Origin of the sequence: Mesorhizobium sp. M1B.F.Ca.ET.045.04.1.1 (genome assembly GCF_003952465.1) — a bacterium.
Taxonomy (GTDB): Bacteria; Pseudomonadota; Alphaproteobacteria; order Rhizobiales; family Rhizobiaceae; genus Mesorhizobium; species Mesorhizobium shonense.
Window position 1 is genome coordinate 2571228 of the sequence record NZ_CP034448.1, and the last position, 17691, is coordinate 2588918.

General features: G+C 64.5%; 18 protein-coding genes. 7 read left to right on the forward strand and 11 right to left on the reverse strand.

Going from position 1 to position 17691, the window contains the following annotated elements; genetic code table 11:
• Window position 1: 1 nt before the first annotated feature.
• The 5 genes from eutA to doeB all read left to right on the forward strand — a co-directional run bounded on the left by eutA (window position 2) and on the right by doeB (window position 5232).
• Window positions 2–778 (forward strand): ectoine utilization protein EutA, encoded by a 777-nt coding sequence (gene eutA, locus EJ071_RS12615; RefSeq protein WP_126102554.1) that lies wholly within the window; start codon window positions 2–4, stop codon window positions 776–778.
• Between the two features lie 184 nt (window positions 779–962).
• The gene (gene eutB, locus EJ071_RS12625) at window positions 963–1955 is read left to right on the forward strand and encodes a hydroxyectoine utilization dehydratase EutB (protein ID WP_126098162.1); all 993 of its coding nucleotides are present in this window, start codon (window positions 963–965) and stop codon (window positions 1953–1955) included.
• Window positions 1952–2944 carry a cyclodeaminase gene (locus EJ071_RS12630; protein WP_126098163.1) on the forward strand — a complete coding sequence of 331 codons (993 nt, stop codon included), beginning with the start codon at window positions 1952–1954 and terminating at the stop codon, window positions 2942–2944. Before eutB ends, EJ071_RS12630 begins: the two co-directional genes overlap by 4 nt.
• A gap of 102 nt (window positions 2945–3046) precedes the next feature.
• On the forward strand, window positions 3047–4225 hold the full coding sequence (doeA, locus tag EJ071_RS12635) for an ectoine hydrolase DoeA (protein ID WP_126098164.1): 1179 nt from the start codon (window positions 3047–3049) through the stop codon (window positions 4223–4225).
• A gap of 5 nt (window positions 4226–4230) precedes the next feature.
• Complete coding sequence (gene doeB, locus EJ071_RS12640) at window positions 4231–5232, forward strand: N(2)-acetyl-L-2,4-diaminobutanoate deacetylase DoeB (RefSeq protein WP_126098165.1); 1002 nt, start codon at window positions 4231–4233, stop codon at window positions 5230–5232.
• A gap of 78 nt (window positions 5233–5310) precedes the next feature.
• Here the strand turns inward: doeB and EJ071_RS12645 are convergent, their stop codons facing one another.
• From EJ071_RS12645 to EJ071_RS12690, 10 genes are all read right to left on the reverse strand, one after another.
• A complete protein-coding gene (locus tag EJ071_RS12645; protein ID WP_126098166.1) occupies window positions 5311–6588 on the reverse strand; it encodes an L-fuconate dehydratase in 1278 nt (425 codons plus the stop codon).
• Between the two features lie 13 nt (window positions 6589–6601).
• A complete protein-coding gene (locus tag EJ071_RS12650; RefSeq protein ID WP_126098167.1) occupies window positions 6602–7336 on the reverse strand; it encodes an SDR family oxidoreductase in 735 nt (244 codons plus the stop codon).
• A 19-nt stretch (window positions 7337–7355) separates the two neighbouring features.
• Complete coding sequence (locus tag EJ071_RS12655) at window positions 7356–7808, reverse strand: MaoC/PaaZ C-terminal domain-containing protein (RefSeq protein ID WP_126098168.1); 453 nt, start codon at window positions 7806–7808, stop codon at window positions 7356–7358.
• Window positions 7809–7816: 8 nt separating this feature from the next.
• The gene (locus EJ071_RS12660; protein WP_126102555.1) at window positions 7817–8890 is read right to left on the reverse strand and encodes a Gfo/Idh/MocA family oxidoreductase; all 1074 of its coding nucleotides are present in this window, start codon (window positions 8888–8890) and stop codon (window positions 7817–7819) included.
• Complete coding sequence (locus EJ071_RS12665; RefSeq protein ID WP_126098169.1) at window positions 8883–9212, reverse strand: L-rhamnose mutarotase; 330 nt, start codon at window positions 9210–9212, stop codon at window positions 8883–8885. Before EJ071_RS12665 ends, EJ071_RS12660 begins: the two co-directional genes overlap by 8 nt.
• Before the next feature lies 1 nt (window position 9213).
• Window positions 9214–10335 carry a mandelate racemase/muconate lactonizing enzyme family protein gene (locus EJ071_RS12670; RefSeq protein ID WP_126098170.1) on the reverse strand — a complete coding sequence of 374 codons (1122 nt, stop codon included), beginning with the start codon at window positions 10333–10335 and terminating at the stop codon, window positions 9214–9216.
• A gap of 2 nt (window positions 10336–10337) precedes the next feature.
• Window positions 10338–11435 carry a sn-glycerol-3-phosphate ABC transporter ATP-binding protein UgpC gene (gene ugpC / locus EJ071_RS12675; protein ID WP_126098171.1) on the reverse strand — a complete coding sequence of 366 codons (1098 nt, stop codon included), beginning with the start codon at window positions 11433–11435 and terminating at the stop codon, window positions 10338–10340.
• A gap of 4 nt (window positions 11436–11439) precedes the next feature.
• Window positions 11440–12306, reverse strand: a complete 867-nt coding sequence (locus EJ071_RS12680) for a carbohydrate ABC transporter permease (RefSeq protein ID WP_126098172.1) — start codon at window positions 12304–12306, stop codon at window positions 11440–11442.
• Window positions 12307–12308: 2 nt separating this feature from the next.
• Window positions 12309–13205, reverse strand: a complete 897-nt coding sequence (locus EJ071_RS12685; protein ID WP_126098173.1) for a sugar ABC transporter permease — start codon at window positions 13203–13205, stop codon at window positions 12309–12311.
• A gap of 106 nt (window positions 13206–13311) precedes the next feature.
• Window positions 13312–14625: a sugar ABC transporter substrate-binding protein gene (locus EJ071_RS12690; protein ID WP_126098174.1), complete on the reverse strand. Its 1314-nt coding sequence runs from the start codon at window positions 14623–14625 to the stop codon at window positions 13312–13314.
• A 158-nt stretch (window positions 14626–14783) separates the two neighbouring features.
• Here EJ071_RS12690 and EJ071_RS12695 point away from each other — a divergent pair, with 158 nt between their 5' ends.
• Together EJ071_RS12695 and EJ071_RS12700 are read left to right on the forward strand one after the other, a co-directional pair.
• Window positions 14784–15569, forward strand: a complete 786-nt coding sequence (locus EJ071_RS12695) for an IclR family transcriptional regulator (protein ID WP_126098175.1) — start codon at window positions 14784–14786, stop codon at window positions 15567–15569.
• A 122-nt stretch (window positions 15570–15691) separates the two neighbouring features.
• The gene (locus tag EJ071_RS12700) at window positions 15692–16528 is read left to right on the forward strand and encodes an amidohydrolase (RefSeq protein ID WP_126098176.1); all 837 of its coding nucleotides are present in this window, start codon (window positions 15692–15694) and stop codon (window positions 16526–16528) included.
• 31 nt (window positions 16529–16559) lie between these two features.
• Here the strand turns inward: EJ071_RS12700 and EJ071_RS12705 are convergent, their stop codons facing one another.
• Window positions 16560–17687 carry an extracellular solute-binding protein gene (locus tag EJ071_RS12705; protein ID WP_126102556.1) on the reverse strand — a complete coding sequence of 376 codons (1128 nt, stop codon included), beginning with the start codon at window positions 17685–17687 and terminating at the stop codon, window positions 16560–16562.
• Between the last annotated feature and the right edge of the window lie 4 nt (window positions 17688–17691).

Below are 17691 nucleotides of genomic sequence, written 5' to 3' on the forward strand. Positions count from 1 at the left end.
CATGAAACAATTGCCCGAAATCCGGCTGGCGCCGGGCCGGCCCGCCCTCGACGCGCGTCCACTCGAAAAACGCGTCGGCCTGATCGCTTTAGCCACCGACCATACCAGCGAGGTCGACTTCCGCCGAATGGTGGCGAGCGAGCGGATCGGCGTCTATGTCGCGCGCATTCCCTATGCCAACCCGACGACGCCGGAGAACCTGCGCAAGATGCAGCCATCGTTGACGGCGGGCGCTGCGCTCATCCTGCCGGACGAGCCGCTCGATGCCGTCTGTTATTCCTGCACCTCGGCCTCGGTGGTGATCGGCGATGCCGAGATCGAGGCCGCGATCCAGGCGGCCAAACCGAATGTTCCCGTGGTCACGCCACCCATGGCCGGCGTGCGCGGCCTGAACGCGTTCGGAGTGAAGCGGATCAGCATTCTCACGCCTTACACCGTCGAGACCAGCCGGCCGATGGCGACCTATTTCGCCGCGCACGGTTTCGATATCGAGAGCTTCACTTGCCTCGGCTTCGAGGACGATCGCGAGATGGCGCGCATCAAGCCGGGCGCTCTCGTCGAGTTGGCGCGCAAAGCCACCCATGCGCAGGCCGATGCGCTGTTCGTTTCGTGCACGGCGCTGCGCGCCGCACTTGCGGTCCCCGGAATGGAGGAGGCGATCGGTCGTCCGGTCGTCACCAGCAACCAGGCCAGCGCCTGGAATTGCCTGCGGCTCTGCGGCGATGACGCGCCGCGACCCGAGTTCGGCCGGCTGATGACACTGCCGCTTGGACAGTAAAAATTATGTCCTGCGTACAAGAGCGACCCCTTCTGGCCTGCCGGCCATCTTCCCCTCAAGGGGGGAGATTGGCTGCTGCTACGCTTTCGCCAATCATCGACGTTGCAGGAAGAGAGACAGTGTCGAAGCTGCGGATCTCCCCCCTTGAGGGGAAGATGGCCGGTAGGCCAGAGGGGGTCGCCCCATGACGCGCGCCATCGCTCTCGCGGACATCCGTACCGCCCGCGAACGCATTGCCGGCAAGGTCGAGCGGACGCCCGCCGTTAAGTCGCAAAGCCTTTCGGACCGCGCTGACCATCCCATCCACCTCAAGCTGGAGCATCACCAGACCACCGGCGCGTTCAAGCTGCGCGGCGCGTCCAACGCCATCGCCGCGTTGAGCCCGGAGCAAAGATCGCGAGGCGTCGTCGCGGCGTCGACAGGCAATCACGGCCGCGCGCTCGCTCACGCGGCGAAACTCGAAGGCATGCGCGCGGTGATCTGCATGTCCAGGCTGGTGCCCGAGAACAAGCTCGACGCCATCCGCCGCCTCGGCGCGGAGATCCGCATTGTCGGCAACAGCCAGGACGACGCCCAGCAGGAAGTCGACAGGCTGGTCGCGGAAGAGGGGCTCGTCATGCTGCCGCCTTTCGACCATCCAGACATCATTGCCGGGCAAGGCACGCTGGGGCTCGAGATCATGGAGCAAGTTCCGGACGCAGCAAGCGTGCTGGTGCCGCTCTCCGGCGGCGGATTGGCAGCCGGTGTTGCCGCTGCCGTCAAGGGCGTGAGCCCGGCCACCAAAGTCATCGGCATCTCGATGGCGCGCGGCGCCGCGATGAAAGCAAGCCTCGATGCCGGTCGGCCGGTGCAGGTCGAGGAACTGCCGACGCTCGCCGATTCGCTCGGCGGCGGCATCGGCCTCGACAACCAACTGACCTTCGGCATGTGCCGTGGCCTGCTCGACGACGTCATCCTGCTTTCCGAGGATGAGATCGCCGCCGGCATCCGCCATGCCTATGAGGAAGAGCGCGAGATCATCGAAGGCGCGGGCGCCGTCGGCATCGGCGCGCTGCTTTCCGGGAAGGTGAAAGCGAACGGCCCGACCGTCCTCATCCTGTCGGGCCGCAATATCGACATGAGCCTGCATCGCCGCATTGTCTGCGGCGACACTGCACTGGAGGAGAGCGCAGCATGAGCCGCATGATCATCCTCACCGAAGCGGAACTGCGCAAGATCGTGACGCTGGATCTCGATGCCGCCGCCTGCGTCGAGAACGCATTCCGCGCTTTGGCCACGTTGCCGGTGGCGATGCCACCTATTCTCAGGCTCGACATTCCCGAGCATCGCGGCGAGGTCGACGTGAAGTCCGCTTACGTACCCGGCATCGACGGCTTCGCCGTCAAGATAAGCTCAGGTTTCTTCGACAATCCGACGCTCGGCCTGCCGAGTGGCGGTGGCATGATGGTGCTGCTTTCGGCAAAGACCGGCGTGGTCGAGGCGCTGCTGCTCGACAATGGCTATCTGACTGATGTCCGCACGGCCGCCGCCGGCGCGGTAGCGGCCAAGCATCTGTCGCGCGAAGATTCCACCGTAGCCGCGATCTTCGGCGCCGGTTTGCAGGCCGGCCTGCAGTTGGAAGCCTTGCGCCTTGTCAGGCCGATCGAGGAAGCGCGTATCTGGGCGCGCGACGCAGCCAAGGCCGAGGCGGCGGCCGCCCGCTTGCGCGAGAAGTTGGGCATCATGGTGCGCGCCGAGCCGGATGCGGCGAAGGCGGCGGCAGATGCCGACATCATCGTCACCACCACGCCGTCGACCGAGCCGCTGATCAAGGCCGGTTTCGTTTCCGCTGGACAGCACATCACGGCCATGGGCTCGGACGCCGAGCACAAGAACGAGATCGCGCCGGCGATCCTTCGCCTGGCCGATCTCTACGTCGCCGACAGCGCGAAGCAGACGCGGCGCTTGGGCGAGCTCCACCATGCCATCGAGGCTGGTGTAATGCCCGCCGACGCGGACGTCACCGAACTCGGCCAGATCATCGCCGGGAAAAAGCACGGACGACGCTCGGCCGGCGACATCACGATTGCCGACCTCACCGGCACCGGCGTGCAGGACACCGCGATCGCCACTTTAGCCCGCGATCGCGCCCATGCGGCCAATGCCGGAACCATTTTCGAAAGCTGATACCTGGCCAAGCGTGATCCGGAAAAGTGGGAACCGGTTTTCCGGAAAGATCACGCTCAAACAGAAATAGGCTCTGGGCCCAACAAACGAGGATCAAGAACAATGCAGCCAAACCTGAAATTCTCGCGAAGCGAATTTGCCGATCGCCTCGCCAAGACGCGGAAAGCCATGGAGGCCAAAGGGGTCGATCTGCTGATCGTCAGCGATCCCTCGAACATGGCCTGGCTGACCGGCTACGACGGCTGGTCGTTCTATGTGCATCAGGCGGTCATCGTGCCGCCTTCGGGCGAGCCGGTCTGGTACGGCCGCGGCCAGGACGCCAACGGCGCCAAGCGCACCGCCTATCTCGCCCACGACAACATCATCGGCTATGCCGACCATTATGTGCAGTCGACGGAGCGGCACCCGATGGACTACCTCGCCAGCGTGCTTGCCGATCGCCGCTGGGACAAGCTGACCATCGGCGTGGAGATGGACAATTACTGGTTTTCGGCGGCTGCTTTCGCCTCGCTGCAGAAGCATCTGCCCAATGCCCATTTCGTCGACGCCACCGCGCTGGTCAACTGGCAGCGCGCCGTGAAGAGCGCGACCGAGATCGGCTACATGCGCAATGCCGCCCGCATCGTCGAGGCCATGCACAAGCGCATCGTCGACAGAATAGAGGTCGGCATGCGCAAATGCGATCTGGTCGCCGAGATCTATGACGCCGGCACGCGCGGCGTCGAAGGCATCGGCGGCGACTATCCGGCGATCGTGCCGCTGCTGCCGTCGGGCGCCGACGCTTCGGCGCCACATCTCACCTGGGACGACAAGCCGATGAAGGCGGGCGAGGGCACGTTCTTCGAGATCGCCGGCTGCTACAACCGCTACCATTGCCCGCTGTCGCGCACCGTCTTCCTCGGCAAGCCGACGCAGGGCTTCCTCGACGCCGAGAAGGCGACGCTGGAAGGCATGGAAGCAGGCCTCTCTGCCGCCAAGCCCGGCAACACCTGCGAGGACATCGCCAATGCCTTCTTCGCCGTGCTGAAGAAGTACGGCATCGTCAAGGACAACCGCACCGGCTACCCGATCGGCATCTCCTATCCGCCGGACTGGGGCGAGCGCACCATGAGCCTGCGCCCCGGCGACCGCACCGAGCTCAAGCCCGGCATGACCTTCCATTTCATGACGGGTCTATGGCTGGAGACGATGGGGCTGGAGATCACCGAGTCGATCCTGATCACCGAGACCGGCGTCGAGTGCCTGGCCAATGTGCCGCGCAAGCTGTTCGTGAAGGATTGAGGCCGATGTCAACTCTGCGTCCATCGCCGATCACGCCCACCGTCGATTTCGAACGTGACGGCGTCCAGCACGGCTTCCTGCGCCTGCCCTACAGCCGCGACGATTCCGCCTGGGGTTCGGTGATGATCCCGATCTGCGTGATCCGCAACGGCAAGGGGCCGGCGGCACTGCTCACGGGCGGCAATCACGGCGACGAATATGAGGGGCCGCTGGCGCTCTATGAGCTTGCCCGCACCCTCGACCCGAAGGACGTTTCCGGCACGGTCATCATCGTGCCGGCGATGAACTATCCGGCCTTCCGCGCCGGCACGCGCACCTCGCCGATCGACAAGGGCAACATGAACCGCTCTTTCCCCGGTCGTCCCGACGGCACGGTGACGGAGAAGATCGCCGACTATTTCCAGCGCGAGTTGCTGCCGCGCGCGGACATCGTGTTCGACTTCCACTCCGGTGGAAAGACACTGGACTTCGTGCCGTTCTGCGCCGCGCACACGCTGCCAGACAAGGTGCAGGAAAAGAAGGCCTTCGCCGCGGTCGAGGCTTTTTCGGCGCCGTTCTCGATGCGCATGACCGAGATCGATACGGTCGGCATGTATGACACGGCGGCCGAGGAGATGGGCAAGGTCTTCGTCACCACCGAGCTCGGCGGCGGCGGCACATCACGTGCCGAGACGGTGCGGATTGCCCGGCGCGGCATGCTCAACGTGCTGCGCCATGCTGGCATCGTTAATGGTGCGGTCGAGAAGACTCGAACTCAATGGCTGGACATGCCGTCGGGCGATTGCTTCGCCTTCGCCGATGAGGACGGCTTGATCGAAACGATGGTCGATCTCGGCGAGAAAGTGGATGAGGGTCAGGCCGTGGCGCGCATCCATTCGACGGGCCGCACCGGCATCGTACCGCAGGAAATCAAGGCCAGGATGTCGGGCCTGCTGGCGGCGCGTCATTTTCCGGGCCTGGTCAAGGCCGGCGATTGCGTCTCGGTGTTTGCCGTCGAGGTCGACTGACGCAAAATCACGCGGCGCGCCGAACGCCTGGAGAAGCAAGTCGTAACGCGGGCCTAATCGCCTGCGTTACGACTCTGATCAACCACGGTGCCGATAGGCGGCAATGGAATCCGGCTTCATCTCGATCGAGAAGCCCGGCGCCGTCGGCGGCATGTAAGCCGCGTTCTCGATGGTGCAGGGTTCGAGGAAATGCTCGTGCATGTGGTCGACATATTCGATCACTCGATCCTGCTTGGTGCCCGAGACGGCGACATAGTCGATCATCGACAGATGCTGGACGTATTCGCAGAGGCCGACGCCGCCGGCATGCGGCCAGACCGGCAGGCCGAACTTGGCTGCGATCAGCAGGACGGCAAGCACCTCGTTGAGGCCGCCCATGCGGCAGGAATCGATCTGCACGACGTCGATGGCGCCGCCGGCGATGAACTGCTTGAACATGATCCTGTTCTGGCACATCTCGCCGGTCGCGACCTTGATCGGCGCCACGGCCTTGCGGATCTTGGCATGGCCGGCGACATCGTCCGGGCTGGTCGGCTCCTCGATGAAGAAGGGCTTGGCGAAGGCAAGGTCACCCAGCCAGTCGATTGCCTGGTCGACCTCCCAGACCTGGTTGGCGTCGATCATCAGGTAACGGTCCGGGCCGATCACCTCGCGCGCGATCCTGAGGCGGCGGATGTCGTCGGCGCGGTCGCGGCCCACCTTCAGCTTGATGTGATCAAAACCCTGGTCGACCGCTTCCTGGCAGAGCCGCCTCAGCTTGTCGTCGGGATAGCCGAGCCAGCCGGCGGAGGTGGTGTAGCAGGCATAGCCTTCGCGTTTTAGCGTGGCGATGCGCTCGGCCTTGCCGGCCTCGGCTTTCTTCAGAATCTCCAGCGCCTCGGCCGGCGTGATGGCATCGGTGAGGTAGCGGAAGTCGACGATCCGCACGATCTCTTCCGGGCTCATCTCGGCGACCAGCCGCCAGACCGGCTTGCCGGCTTCCTTCGCCCACAGGTCCCAGACCGCATTGACGACCGCGCCGACCGCGAGATGCATGGCGCCCTTGTCCGGGCCGATCCAGCGCAGCTGGCTGTCGCCGGTCACGTGGTGCCAGAAACGGCCGGGATCCTCCTTGACCCAGTCGAGGTCGAGCCCGACGACCAGATGGCGCAGCGCTTCTAACGCCGCGCAGCAGATCTCGTTGCCGCGGCCGATGGTGAAGGTGAGCCCATGGCCCTTCAACGACGGCACGTCGGTGTCGAGGATGACGTAGGCCGCGGAGTAGTCCGGGTCGGGGTTCATCGCATCCGAGCCGTCGAGGCTTTGCGACGTCGGAAAACGCAGGTCGAAGGTGTGAAGATCGGTGATGCGGGTCATGCTCTCAGTTCCATCAGATCGACCAGCCGCCGTCGATATTATAGGCCTGCCCGGTCGTATAGGTGGCGCCGGCCAGATAGACGGCAAGATCGGCGATTTCCTCGGCCGTGCCCAGCCTTCCCATCGGCTGGCGGGCGATGAAGGCCGCGCGGGCGGCTTCATAGTCGCCCTGGGCGCGCATGCGGCTTTCGAGCGAGGGGCTCTCCACCGTGCCGGGGCAGATCGCGTTGCAGCGGATGCCCTTGGCCACGTAGTCGGCGGCGATCGATTTGGTCAGGCCGATCACGGCGGCCTTGGTCACGCCATAGGCGAAGCGGTTGGGCACGCCTTTCGGCGCGCCCGCGACCGACGCCATGTTGATGATGGCGCCATCGCCGCGTTCCAGCATGCCGGGCAGCACGGCGCGGATGGTGCGGATCATGGCGCGCACGTTGAGATTGAAGGCGAAGTCGAGGTCCCCGTCCTTCATCTCGAGGATCGAGCCCGAATGGACGAAGCCGGCGCAGTTGAACAGCACGTCGACGCGGCCGATCTCGGCGAAGGCGGTCTTCACCGCCTCGTCGTTCAGCACATCGAGCTTGCGGGTGACGATGTCTTTATGGCCGTCGAGTTCGGCGAGCGCAGCTTCGTTGATGTCGGTGGCATGGACAGTGGCGCCGGCGGCAGCGAAGGCGAGCGCGCTTGCCCGACCGATGCCCTGCGCAGCCGCGGTGACGACGACGGTCTTGCCGTCCAGTGATTGAGCCATGTCGGTTCTCCTTCGTGTCTCAGGCCGGCTGCTTGCGCCGCTCGACGATATAGATGTGGTCCGCGGCAAGCACGACTTCGTCGCGCTGGTTCAGAACCTCGACGCGTTCGATGACACGCCCGGAGTCCGGGCGTTTCGGATCGTCCTCCTTCGCGGCGATCGTCGTGCGCGTGCGGATCGTGTCGCCGATGAAGACCGGCTTGATGAAGCGCAGCCTGTCGTAGCCATAGGAGAAGGCGACAGGGTTGATCACGTTCGCCGTCAGGCCGACGCCGACCGAGAAGACCAGCGTGCCATGCGCGATGCGCTGGCCGAAGGGCGTCGTCTTCATGAACTCGGCGTCCATGTGGTGCGGAAAGAAATCGCCGGTGTGGCCGGCATGGACGACGAAGTCCGTCTCGGTGATCGTGCGCCCACTTGTCAGCCGAGACGAGCCGACCTCGTAGTCCTCGAAATAGGTGACCTGTTCCATGCGGTTCCTTACGGTCTTTCGGCCAGCGGCGTCGCCGGCGCGGCGCTCGATCGATAGGCGGCCTCCACCAGCGCCATTGTGTTCCAGGCGTCCTTGACTGAGCTGACCAGCTCTTTGTCCTCGCCGGAAGCGAAGCGCTGGACATTGGCCATGCGCCCGACAAAAGCGTCGGGGAACCAGGCGCCCGACAGCGGCACTTTTATCCAGTCGGCCCCACCCTTGGGGTAGATCTCCAGCACGTCCGGCTCGCCGCGCGGATAGTCAAGATTGAGGCCGAGCTTGACGTAGGCAGCGCCTTCGGTGCCGCAGATGCGAAACTCGCAGGCCTGGTGCCGGCGCCCGAACTTGTGGTCGTGATTGATCGAGAGCGCGCAGCGCACCGTATCGCCATAGTCGAGAATGGCGCTGGTGCGGGTCTGCGCGACCTTGTGATTGGGATGGCCGAGCGTCTTGGCGTGAACCCCCTTGGGGTCGCCCAGAAGCTGCCGGATCAGGTCGAGGTAATGGATCGAATGCATGGCGATCTCGACGCGCGGCGCCTTGAGCAGGAATTCCCAGAGCTGCCACGGCGTGTCGAGCGCCAGCCAGGCGTCGAAGTCGACGACATCGCCAAGCCAGCCCTTGGCAATCGCGTCCTTCAGCGCCAGCATCATCGGCGCGAAGCGGAGCTGGAAATTGACTGCAGCCTTGAGCCTCTTGGTGCGGCAGATTTCGAGGATCTCGGTTGCCTCGCCGAGATAGTTGCCCATCGGCTTTTGGATCAATGCGACCGCACCGTCGGGCACGGCCTTCAGCACCTCGGCGTGCCGGCCGGGCGGCGTCGCCAGATCGAAGATCGCGTCCTTGACAGCGGCCGCCTCGTCCACCGAGCGGAACGCCGTCACGCCCCATTTCTCGGCCAGCGTCTCAGCCTTGCCCTGGTCCGGGTCGTAAAGGCCGGCAACCGGAAAGCCGGCCTTGCGATAGGCCGGGAAATGCGCATCGCCAACGATCGAGCCGGCGCCGAAGGTCACGATCGGACGCGGCTTCGTGGGCTTTGGCCAGGATTGCGCCAGCGAGGCGGGATCGAAGGCGTCAGTCATGGTGGAAGACTTCATCCATCATCGCCCACCATTCGCCCTCCTGCCTTGTCGGCAAAGGCTCCTGGCAAGGCATGCAGACCGCCCACCATTCCTGGGTTTTTGGATCGGCGGCCATCTTGGCCATGTCGGCGGCATAGTCGGTGCCGTGATACTCGAAATAGGAGAACAGCAGGTTCTCCGGCCGCTTGAGGTAGATCGAGTAGTTCTCGATGTTGCAGGCCGAGATCACCTTCAGCACGTCCGCCCAGACGGCGGCGTGCAGGCGCACATATTCCTCGACCTTCTCCGGCTTGAGGCCGAGCACCATGCCCATTCGCTGCATCTCAGTTCCTCCGTTCGGTGACGGTGACGCTGAACTCGGCGATGCCGCGCGCCTTGAGCGCATCGAAATCCCAGTCGATGCCGAGGCCCGGCTCGCTCGGCGCCAGCGCATGTCCGTTCTCGATCACCATCTTCTTGCCCGTCAACTCATCCAGCTGCGGAATGTACTCGACATATTTGCCGTTCGGCACCGCGCAGGCCAGGCTGACATGCAGTTCCATCAGGAAATGCGGGCAGATGGGCATGTCGAAGGCTTCCGCCATATGCGCCACCTTCAGCCAGGGCGTGATGCCGCCGATGCGGCCGACATCGACCTGGACGATGTTGCAGCCGCCCTTTTGCATATACTCGCGGAAATGGCGGATCGAATAAAGCGACTCGCCGACCGCCACCGGCGTCGCGGTCGAACGCGACAATCGCACATGGCCATCGATGTCGTCGGCCGGCAGCGGCTCCTCGATCCAGGCGAGGTCGAGGTCGCGCAGCCGCTCGGCGCGCCGGATGGCTTCGTCGACGGAAAAGCCCTGGTTGCAGTCGGTCATGATCTCGTAGCCGTCGCCGACCGCCTTGCGCACCGCCGAAAGACGGGCGAAATCCTCCGAGCCGTGCGGCTTGCCGATCTTGACCTTGGAGCCGGTGAAGCCTTTCGCCTTGGCTGCCAGCGCGTCGGCAACCAGCGCCTGCGTCTCGATGTGCAGCCAGCCGCCTTCGGTGGTGTAGAGCGGGCAGCGATCCTTGGCGCCGCCGGCGAGTTTCCAGAGCGGCAGCTTCTGCTTCCGCGCCCGCAGGTCCCAAAGCGCGGTGTCGATTGCTGCGAGCGCGATTGCCGTGATGGCGCCGATGGTGGTGGCATGAGTGGCGAATTCGAGATCGTGCCAGATCGCCTCGATCCGGTCGGCGTCCTGTCCGATCAGGCGCGGCGCAAGGTGGTCGGCCAGAAGCCGCATCACCGAGGAGCCGCCGGTGCCGATCGTGTAGCTGTAGCCCATGCCGACCGCGCCATCGGCGTCGGTGATGGTGACGATCGGCGTCTCCTGGCTGACGAAACTCTGGATGGCGTCGGTGCGCTTGACCTTCGGCACCAGGTCGACCATTGCAAGCTCGACTTTCTCGATCTTCGCCATCGTCAGCTCCTCAAGGATTTGCCGGTTTCCGCGGAAAAGAGATGCGCCTGCGACAGGTCGAAATGCATGGCGACACGGTCGCCCGCCTTCAGCGGCTTGGGATTCAGCATACGCGAAACCCAGTCGCGGCGGTCGAATTCGGCGAACACCAGCGTTTCGTTGCCGAGCGGCTCGGTCACCGTCACCGGCAGGTCGACCTCATGGACGTCCGCGGCGTCGCCGGAATGCAAGCCGTGACCCACGGGGTAGAGATCGTCGGGCCGCAGGCCGAACACCACCTTGTCTCCGGGGCTCACCCTGGCCTTGAACCGGCCGGGAAGCGGCAGGCTCTGGCCGCTGGCGAAGACGATCTTGCCGTCGTCCACGGTCGCCTCCTGCAGGTTCATCGGCGGCGAGCCGATGAAGCCCGCGACGAAGCGCGTCGCCGGGCGCTGGAAGACTTCGTCCGGCGTGCCGACCTGCTCGATATAGCCGTCGCGCATGATGACGATGCGGTCGGCAAGCGTCATCGCCTCGACCTGGTCGTGCGTAACGTAGATGACGGTGGACTTCACCTTGGCGTGCAACTTCTTGATCTCGGTGCGCATCTGGGTGCGCAGCTTTGCGTCGAGATTGCTGAGCGGCTCGTCGAACAGGAAGACGTCCGGATCGCGCACGATGGCGCGGCCCATGGCGACGCGCTGGCGCTGGCCGCCCGAAAGCTGGGAGGGACGGCGCTCGAGCAGCGCGTCGAGGCCGAGGATGGCCGACGCTTCGGCGACGCGGCGGTCCATTTCTTCCTTCGGCGCGCCGGCGATCTTGAGCGAGAAGCCGAGATTCTCGCGCACCGTCATATGCGGATAAAGCGCGTAGGACTGGAACACCATCGAGATGTTGCGCGAGCGCGGCGGCAGGTCGTTGACGACGCGGCCGCCGATCTCGATCGTGCCGCCGGAGATGTCCTCCAGCCCGGCGATCATGCGCAAGGTGGTCGACTTGCCGCAACCGGACGGCCCGACGAGCGCGATGAACTCACGGTCGGCGACGTCGAGGTCGATGCTGTGCACGATCTCCATGTTGCCGTAACGCTTTGTGAGTTTCTTGAGCGAGACAATCGCCATCGGATCAACCTTTCACCGCGCCGGAGGTCAGGCCGCCGACGAGGTGTTTCTGGACGATGAAGGTGAGGATTAGCGCCGGAATGATCATCACCACGGCCAGCGCGCACATGCCGCGCCAGTCGATGGTGAATTCGGCCGTGTAATCGAGCAGCCCGACGGGCAGCGTCTTGGAATTGATCGAGCGCGTCAGCTGCGAGGCCAGCGCGAACTCGTTCCAGGAGGTGAGGAAGGCGAAGATGCCGGCGGACGCGATGCCGGGTCCGGCGAGCGGAAACTCGACCTGCCAGAAAGCCTGCCAGCGCGTGCAGCCGTCGATCTGCGCGGCCTCGGCAAGGTCCTTCGGCACCTGGCGGAAGAAGCCGTCGATCAGCCAGATGGTGAAGGGCACGTTGAGCGCGACATAGGCCAGAATCAGGCCGAAATGCGTGTCGATGATGTCGAGCCGCGCATAGACGAAGAACAGCGGCAGTGAGAGCGCGATGCCGGGCACGGTGCGCGTCAGCATCAGGCCGAGGAACATCGCCGACTTGCCGCGGAAGCGGTAGCGCGCGAAGGCGTAGCCGCCGGCCATGCCGATGGCGATGGCAATCACGGTCGAGGTGACCGAGATGATCAACGAATTGCGGAAATAGTCGAGGACCGGAATGCCGCCCTTGCCGACACCGCTGAACATGGCGATGTAGGCATCGAGCGAGACCTGCTGCGGAATCCAGACCGGCGGCTTGGCCAGGATCTCGACGGTCGGCCGCAGCGAGGACAGCACGATCCAAATGCCGGGCAGGCAGATCAAAAGCATGGCGAAGAACAGGCCGACGCGGTGCGCGACGGTCGCCACGCGGCGCTTCAGGCGGGCGGATGCATTGGCGTCCATTCTCACCACTCCGCGCCGATCTGGGTGCGCGCCGAGGCGAGCTTCCTGAAGAAATAGACGGTGAAGACGATCGACAGCAGGATCGAGAAATAGGCCATCGCGTTGGCAACGCCCATGCGCGCGTCGCCGTAAGCGGTGCGCGCGACCAGCGTCCACAAAAGCTCCGTGCGGCCGGCCGGGCCGCCATCCGTCATGATCTTGACGATGTCGTAGGCGCGCGCGACGTCGAGCGAGCGGATGGTCATGGCGATATAGGCGAAGGGCATGATGAAGGGCCAGGTCACATAGCGGAAGGTCTGCCAGGGCGTGCAGCCGTCGACTCGCGCCGCCTCGACCGGCTCCTTCGGCATGGCGAGCAGGCCGGCAAGGATCAGGATCGCGAAGATCGAGGTCGACGACCAGATCTCGGCGATCGAAATGGCGATGAAAGCGAGGTGGCCTTCGATCAGCCAGGGGATGGCATCCCGCGTCAGCCCAAGCGACTGCAGCGCGTTGTTCACCAGCCCGATATTGTCGTTGAACATGAACTTGAACTGGAAGCCGACGAGGATCGGCGAGAACATCATCGGAAACATCATGATGGTGCGCAGCAACCGCTGGCCGCGGCTGGCCTTCTCGACCAGCAGCGCAAGGCCGAGCCCAAGCAGCATTTCGAGATTGAGCGCGATGGTGAGCAAGAGCACGGTGCGGCCGAATGCCCACCAGAAATTCGTGTCGGACAGGATGTTGCGATAGTTGCGCAGGCCGATGAAGGTGAAGAAGGTCTCCGGCCGCGTCAGCCTGAACGGCGTAAAGCTGGAATAGAAGGACAGGCAGAGCGGTACGACCACCACCGCCGCCAGCACGAGGACGGCCGGCAGCAGGAGAAGGGTTGGCGCGGATAGCCGCTTGGCCGTCATGCAATGTCCCAAAGATGGTTGCGCGACCGGCGATCCGTGTCGCAGGCGGCGGCATCGGTCAAAGCGGCGCCGGTCGCGAGGACCGGCGCCGCGGGGAAGATGGTCCTTAGAGCTTGCCAGCGTCCTCAAGGATCTGCGTCGCCTTGGCGGCCGCATCGTCAAGCGCTTGCTTGGAGGTCTTGTCGCCGAGGATCGCGGCCTGCAGTTCCGGATAGACGGCGTTGGAGATCTCGATCCACTCCGGCGTCTGCGGCACCGGGAAGGCGTTCTTGGCGGCTTCCTGGAAGGCCTGCAGCACTTCGGTCTTGTAAGGATCGGACTTCGCCTGCTCGAGGTCCCACTCCCACACCTTGGTGCGGGTGGGCAGCGGGCCGGCCGCGGCTTCCAGCTTCTGGCTGTCCTCGTTGGTCAGCCACCAGACCAGCGAAGCGGCGGCGTCCTTGTTGGCGCAGTTCTCGGTCACCGAGAAGCCGTGCGCGCCGGACCAGCCAGAGCGCTTGCCGGACGAGCCCTTGGGCTGGACCTTGACGCCGACATTGCCGGCGACCTTGGACGACTTCGGGTCGTTGAAGAAGCCGGCCCAGCCCGGCCAGTCGAGATTGATCGCTACGGTGCCGGAGGCAAAACCCTGGCCGAGATCGTCCCACAGATAGTTTGTCGTGCCGGCCGGCACGGCCTTAGCCTTGTAGAGGTTGACGAACCAGTCGAGCGCCTTGACGCCGGCTTCGGAATTGAAGGCCGGCTTGCCGTCCTTATCGAGATATTCGCCGCCGTCGGCGATCAGCATCTCGTAGAAGCGGCCGTTGATCGCTTCTTCCTTGCCTGCATATTGCGTGCCGTAGAAATCGGGCGGGCTGGCGAAGAATTCCGCCTGCTGGGCCATCTCGTCGAACGTGTCCGGCGGCGCGAGTTCCTCGCCGTACTTCTCCTTGTAAGCCTTCTTCTTGGCTTCGTCCTGATAGAGGCTCTTCTGGTAGTAGAGCGCCGAGACGTCGAACTGCGCGCGCGGCAGCATCACCAGCTTGCCGTCGAGCGTTCCCGCCGCGATGTTGGCCGGAACGAAGGCGTCGATCTCCTCCTTCGGCAAGAGCTTGGCGAGATCGGTGTAGATGCCCGGATATTGCGGCGCGAACGAGGTGTGGTTGGAGCCGACGCACCAGGTGATCGAGTTGGAGGCGATGTCCGACTTGATCTCCTTGTCGAGATCGAAGTGATTCTTCTTGGAGATGACGTTGACCTTTGCGCCGGTCGCCTTCTCCCACTCGCCGATGCGCTCGTAGAGTTTTTCGTATTGCTGGCCGCCGATTAGCTTGGCGTCGATGGTGACGCCGGAAAACTTGCCCGGCAGGTCGGCCGCGAATGCAGCGCCCGATGCCATGAGCAATGCGCCGGCGGCGACGCCGGTAAGCAGTCTGTTCATGAATTCCTCCCTGGACGGCCGATGGGCCGTCATGACCTGAAGCTCTACCGCTTCATTCATATGCAAACAAAATATTCATAAGTCGTCAAGCCGAAACTTCTTCCCAATGAAGGCGCTCTTGCGTATATGAAGATGGAAATTCACCAGAGAGGCATCCGGTGCAGGAAGACGAGGAAGACCGCTATCGCGCGCCGGCTCTGGACAAAGGGCTGGACATCCTGGAACTGCTGGCCAGCGTCGATGGCGGGCTGACTCAGGCCGAGATCGCCAAGCGGCTCGACCGCAGCCCGAACGAATTCTACCGGATGCTCGACCGGCTGGTGAAACGCGGCTACGTCACACGCCCCGACGGCGACCGCTATTCGCTGACGCTGAAGCTCTTCGGGCTCGGCCAGCTGCATGCGCCGGTGCGCAGGCTGGTCTCCTACGCCACCTCGATCATGCGCGAATTGGCCGAAACCGCGTGGCAGGCAAACCAGCTCGTGGTGTTCGACCGCGGCAGCGCTGTCGTCATCGCCCAGCAGGAAGCGCCGGGATACTGGGGAATCTCGATCCGCGTCGGCTCGCATATCAGCCTGTTCGACACCGGATCGGGGCACGTGCTGCTGGCCTTCCGCTCGCCGGAAGAGCGTAAGATGATGATCGCCGAGCATTTGCGCAGCAACGAGGAGATGAAGCTGTCGCCCGACTTCTTCGCCCGCCTCGACCAGGTGCGCGACCGCGGCTACGAGATGATGGCTTCGCTGCAGACGGCCGGCGTCTACAATCTGTCGGCGCCGGTGCTCGGTCCCGACGGACGCGGCATCGCCGCGCTCACCATCCCCTATATCACGCTGGTCAATGCACCGGCCGCGCCCGATATCACCAGGACCATCACGCTGCTCCAGGCCGCCGCCGCCCGTCTGTCGCAACTCGCCGGATCGGACGTGATGCCCAAGGCGTAATTCTTATTTGAATGATCAATTCTCCCGTGAGATGATCGGGTCCATGTTTTGATGCATGTTCTTTTCCCAAGACCGCTGCACGGTTTGGGGCAACATGTATGTGCGCGACAAGGGAGGAAGCCATGATCGTCGACACGCACCTGCATCTCATCGATAAGGCGGCGCTGCGCTACCCTTGGCTGTCCGGCGTACCGGCGCTGGACCACAACTTCTCCTACGATGAATACGCCACAGAGGCGCGCCGCGCCGGCATAGAGCTGGCGCTGCATATGGAGGTCGATGTCGAGCCGGCCGATATCGAGGCCGAGACGGCTCACGTCGAAGGATTGTCGAAGAAGCCTGGCAGCCTGGTGCGGGGCGCGATCGTCTCGTGCCGGCCGGAAGAGGCTGACTTCGCCGCATGGCTGGACAAGGCGAAGGCCGATCCTTTCGTCAAGGGTTTCCGCCGCGTGCTGCATGTCGTGCCCGACGACGTCTCGGAGGGCCCCCTGTTCCGCGAGAACATCCGACGTATCGCCGGCAGCGGGCTGACCTTCGACCTCTGCGTGCTGCCGAGGCAGATGGCCCAAGCGATCGCGCTGGTCGATCTGGCGCCGGAGGTGCAGTTCGTCCTCGACCATTGCGGCGTGCCCGACATCAAGGGTAAGGCCGAGCACCCCTGGCGCGAGCAGATCGCCGAGATCGCCCGGCGCCCCAATGTCGTCGGCAAGATCTCCGGCGTCGTCGCCTATGCCGATCCCGCGACCTGGACCGTCGAGACGCTACGGCCCTATGTCGAGCACACGATCGGCAGCTTTGGCTGGGACCGTGTCGTGTGGGGCAGCGACTGGCCGGTCTGCACACTGGGCGGCGGGCTGCTCGGCTGGGTGGCGGCGACGCATGCGCTCCTTGCAGGCGCAAGCGACACCGAGCGCGCCAAGCTTTTGTCCGGCAACGCGAAGAAGCTGTGGCGGCTTTAAACCCCGAGACCGTTGCGCGGGTTAAGCGACGTTAGCCGGCGACGGACGGCGCGAAACTTTCTCGGAACAGGCGGTTGATGTCGGCGACGACGCGGCGTGCGTCCTGCCGGCCGACAAGGCCCTCGTTGAGGCGGTCGGATGCCGCCTGCTGGAAGGCCATGTAGCCGTCATGGCGCGGACGCACCCAGGCGCCTTCGAGCGTTGCCCGCGTGGCGCGATAGAAGTCGCCGGTCGCGGCATTGACGGCCTCGTCCTCCCAGGCGGCGGCATGGCCGGGCTGGCCACCGGCGACGGCATACGGTCCGCGCTGCACCTCGCCGCTGGCGATCCAGTATGCGAAGTCGATCGCTTCCCTGCTCGCATTTGAGAAGGCCGAGACGGCGATGCCGGTGCCGCCGAGGGCGGAGCCGACCGGGCCGTTGCCACCGGCGACCGGCATGTCGCAAAAGGCAAGCCGGTTCGGGCGGAACCCTGCTACCGCATAAGGCACGTAGCCATAGACCAGCGGCACACAGGCAATGCTCGAGCCGGCCTCGGCCGTCTTTTCGAACACGGCGATCGGATCCATCGTCAGGCATTCGGGATCGACGAGCGCTATGATCTCGCGCAGCATTTCGAAGGCGGTCTCGCCGATCTCCGGATCGGCCAGGTCACCTGATCCATCGACAATGCATGGCCGGCCGAGATCGGCGGCAAGCGTGTAGAAACACATCAGCGAATGGGGCGGCCTGAGCGGCAGAAGCACGCGGCCCTCTAGGGCGAGTTCCAGCACTTCGGTCCAGAACGTCGGCGCGGTCTCGATCAGATCGGGACGCCAGGCCTGCACCTGGGTCGCGGCATCGATAGGGAAGGCCCATTGCCGTCCTTGCCAGGTATAGCTTGGGTAGGATCGGCCGACGCTTGCCTTCGCCAGCGCCGCGCGGTCCGCCTCGCGGCCCGGCACGTCGAGCGGCGCGAGACACTTCTCGGCGGTGATCTGGCCGACATGCGGATGATCGATGACGATCAGGTCATACGCGCGGGCGAGTTCCTCGACCGGGAAGGATTCGAAATCCTGCAGCGAGCGCTTCTCCCATTCGATCGAAACGCCGGTCTTTTCCTTCCACAGCCTGGAGCAGGCGACCATCGGGTCGTAGCCGCGCGGATGGTTCCAGGTCATGCCC

What these genes read in the sequence shown, in the direction of transcription:
- EJ071_RS12700 (WP_126098176.1), top strand. Translation starts at nt 15,692, where the DNA reads ATGATCGTCGACACGCACCTGCATCTCATCGATAAGGCGGCGCTGCGC.
- EJ071_RS12645 (WP_126098166.1), bottom strand. Translation starts at nt 6,588, where the DNA reads ATGACCCGCATCACCGATCTTCACACCTTCGACCTGCGTTTTCCGACG.
- EJ071_RS12680 (WP_126098172.1), bottom strand. Translation starts at nt 12,306, where the DNA reads ATGGACGCCAATGCATCCGCCCGCCTGAAGCGCCGCGTGGCGACCGTC.
- EJ071_RS12650 (WP_126098167.1), bottom strand. Translation starts at nt 7,336, where the DNA reads ATGGCTCAATCACTGGACGGCAAGACCGTCGTCGTCACCGCGGCTGCG.
- EJ071_RS12665 (WP_126098169.1), bottom strand. Translation starts at nt 9,212, where the DNA reads ATGCAGCGAATGGGCATGGTGCTCGGCCTCAAGCCGGAGAAGGTCGAG.
- EJ071_RS12670 (WP_126098170.1), bottom strand. Translation starts at nt 10,335, where the DNA reads ATGGCGAAGATCGAGAAAGTCGAGCTTGCAATGGTCGACCTGGTGCCG.
- EJ071_RS12685 (WP_126098173.1), bottom strand. Translation starts at nt 13,205, where the DNA reads ATGACGGCCAAGCGGCTATCCGCGCCAACCCTTCTCCTGCTGCCGGCC.
- eutA (WP_126102554.1), top strand. Translation starts at nt 2, where the DNA reads ATGAAACAATTGCCCGAAATCCGGCTGGCGCCGGGCCGGCCCGCCCTC.
- doeB (WP_126098165.1), top strand. Translation starts at nt 4,231, where the DNA reads ATGTCAACTCTGCGTCCATCGCCGATCACGCCCACCGTCGATTTCGAA.
- EJ071_RS12660 (WP_126102555.1), bottom strand. Translation starts at nt 8,890, where the DNA reads ATGACTGACGCCTTCGATCCCGCCTCGCTGGCGCAATCCTGGCCAAAG.
- EJ071_RS12690 (WP_126098174.1), bottom strand. Translation starts at nt 14,625, where the DNA reads ATGAACAGACTGCTTACCGGCGTCGCCGCCGGCGCATTGCTCATGGCA.
- eutB (WP_126098162.1), top strand. Translation starts at nt 963, where the DNA reads ATGACGCGCGCCATCGCTCTCGCGGACATCCGTACCGCCCGCGAACGC.
- EJ071_RS12630 (WP_126098163.1), top strand. Translation starts at nt 1,952, where the DNA reads ATGAGCCGCATGATCATCCTCACCGAAGCGGAACTGCGCAAGATCGTG.
- doeA (WP_126098164.1), top strand. Translation starts at nt 3,047, where the DNA reads ATGCAGCCAAACCTGAAATTCTCGCGAAGCGAATTTGCCGATCGCCTC.
- ugpC (WP_126098171.1), bottom strand. Translation starts at nt 11,435, where the DNA reads ATGGCGATTGTCTCGCTCAAGAAACTCACAAAGCGTTACGGCAACATG.
- EJ071_RS12655 (WP_126098168.1), bottom strand. Translation starts at nt 7,808, where the DNA reads ATGGAACAGGTCACCTATTTCGAGGACTACGAGGTCGGCTCGTCTCGG.
- EJ071_RS12705 (WP_126102556.1), bottom strand. Translation starts at nt 17,687, where the DNA reads ATGACCTGGAACCATCCGCGCGGCTACGACCCGATGGTCGCCTGCTCC.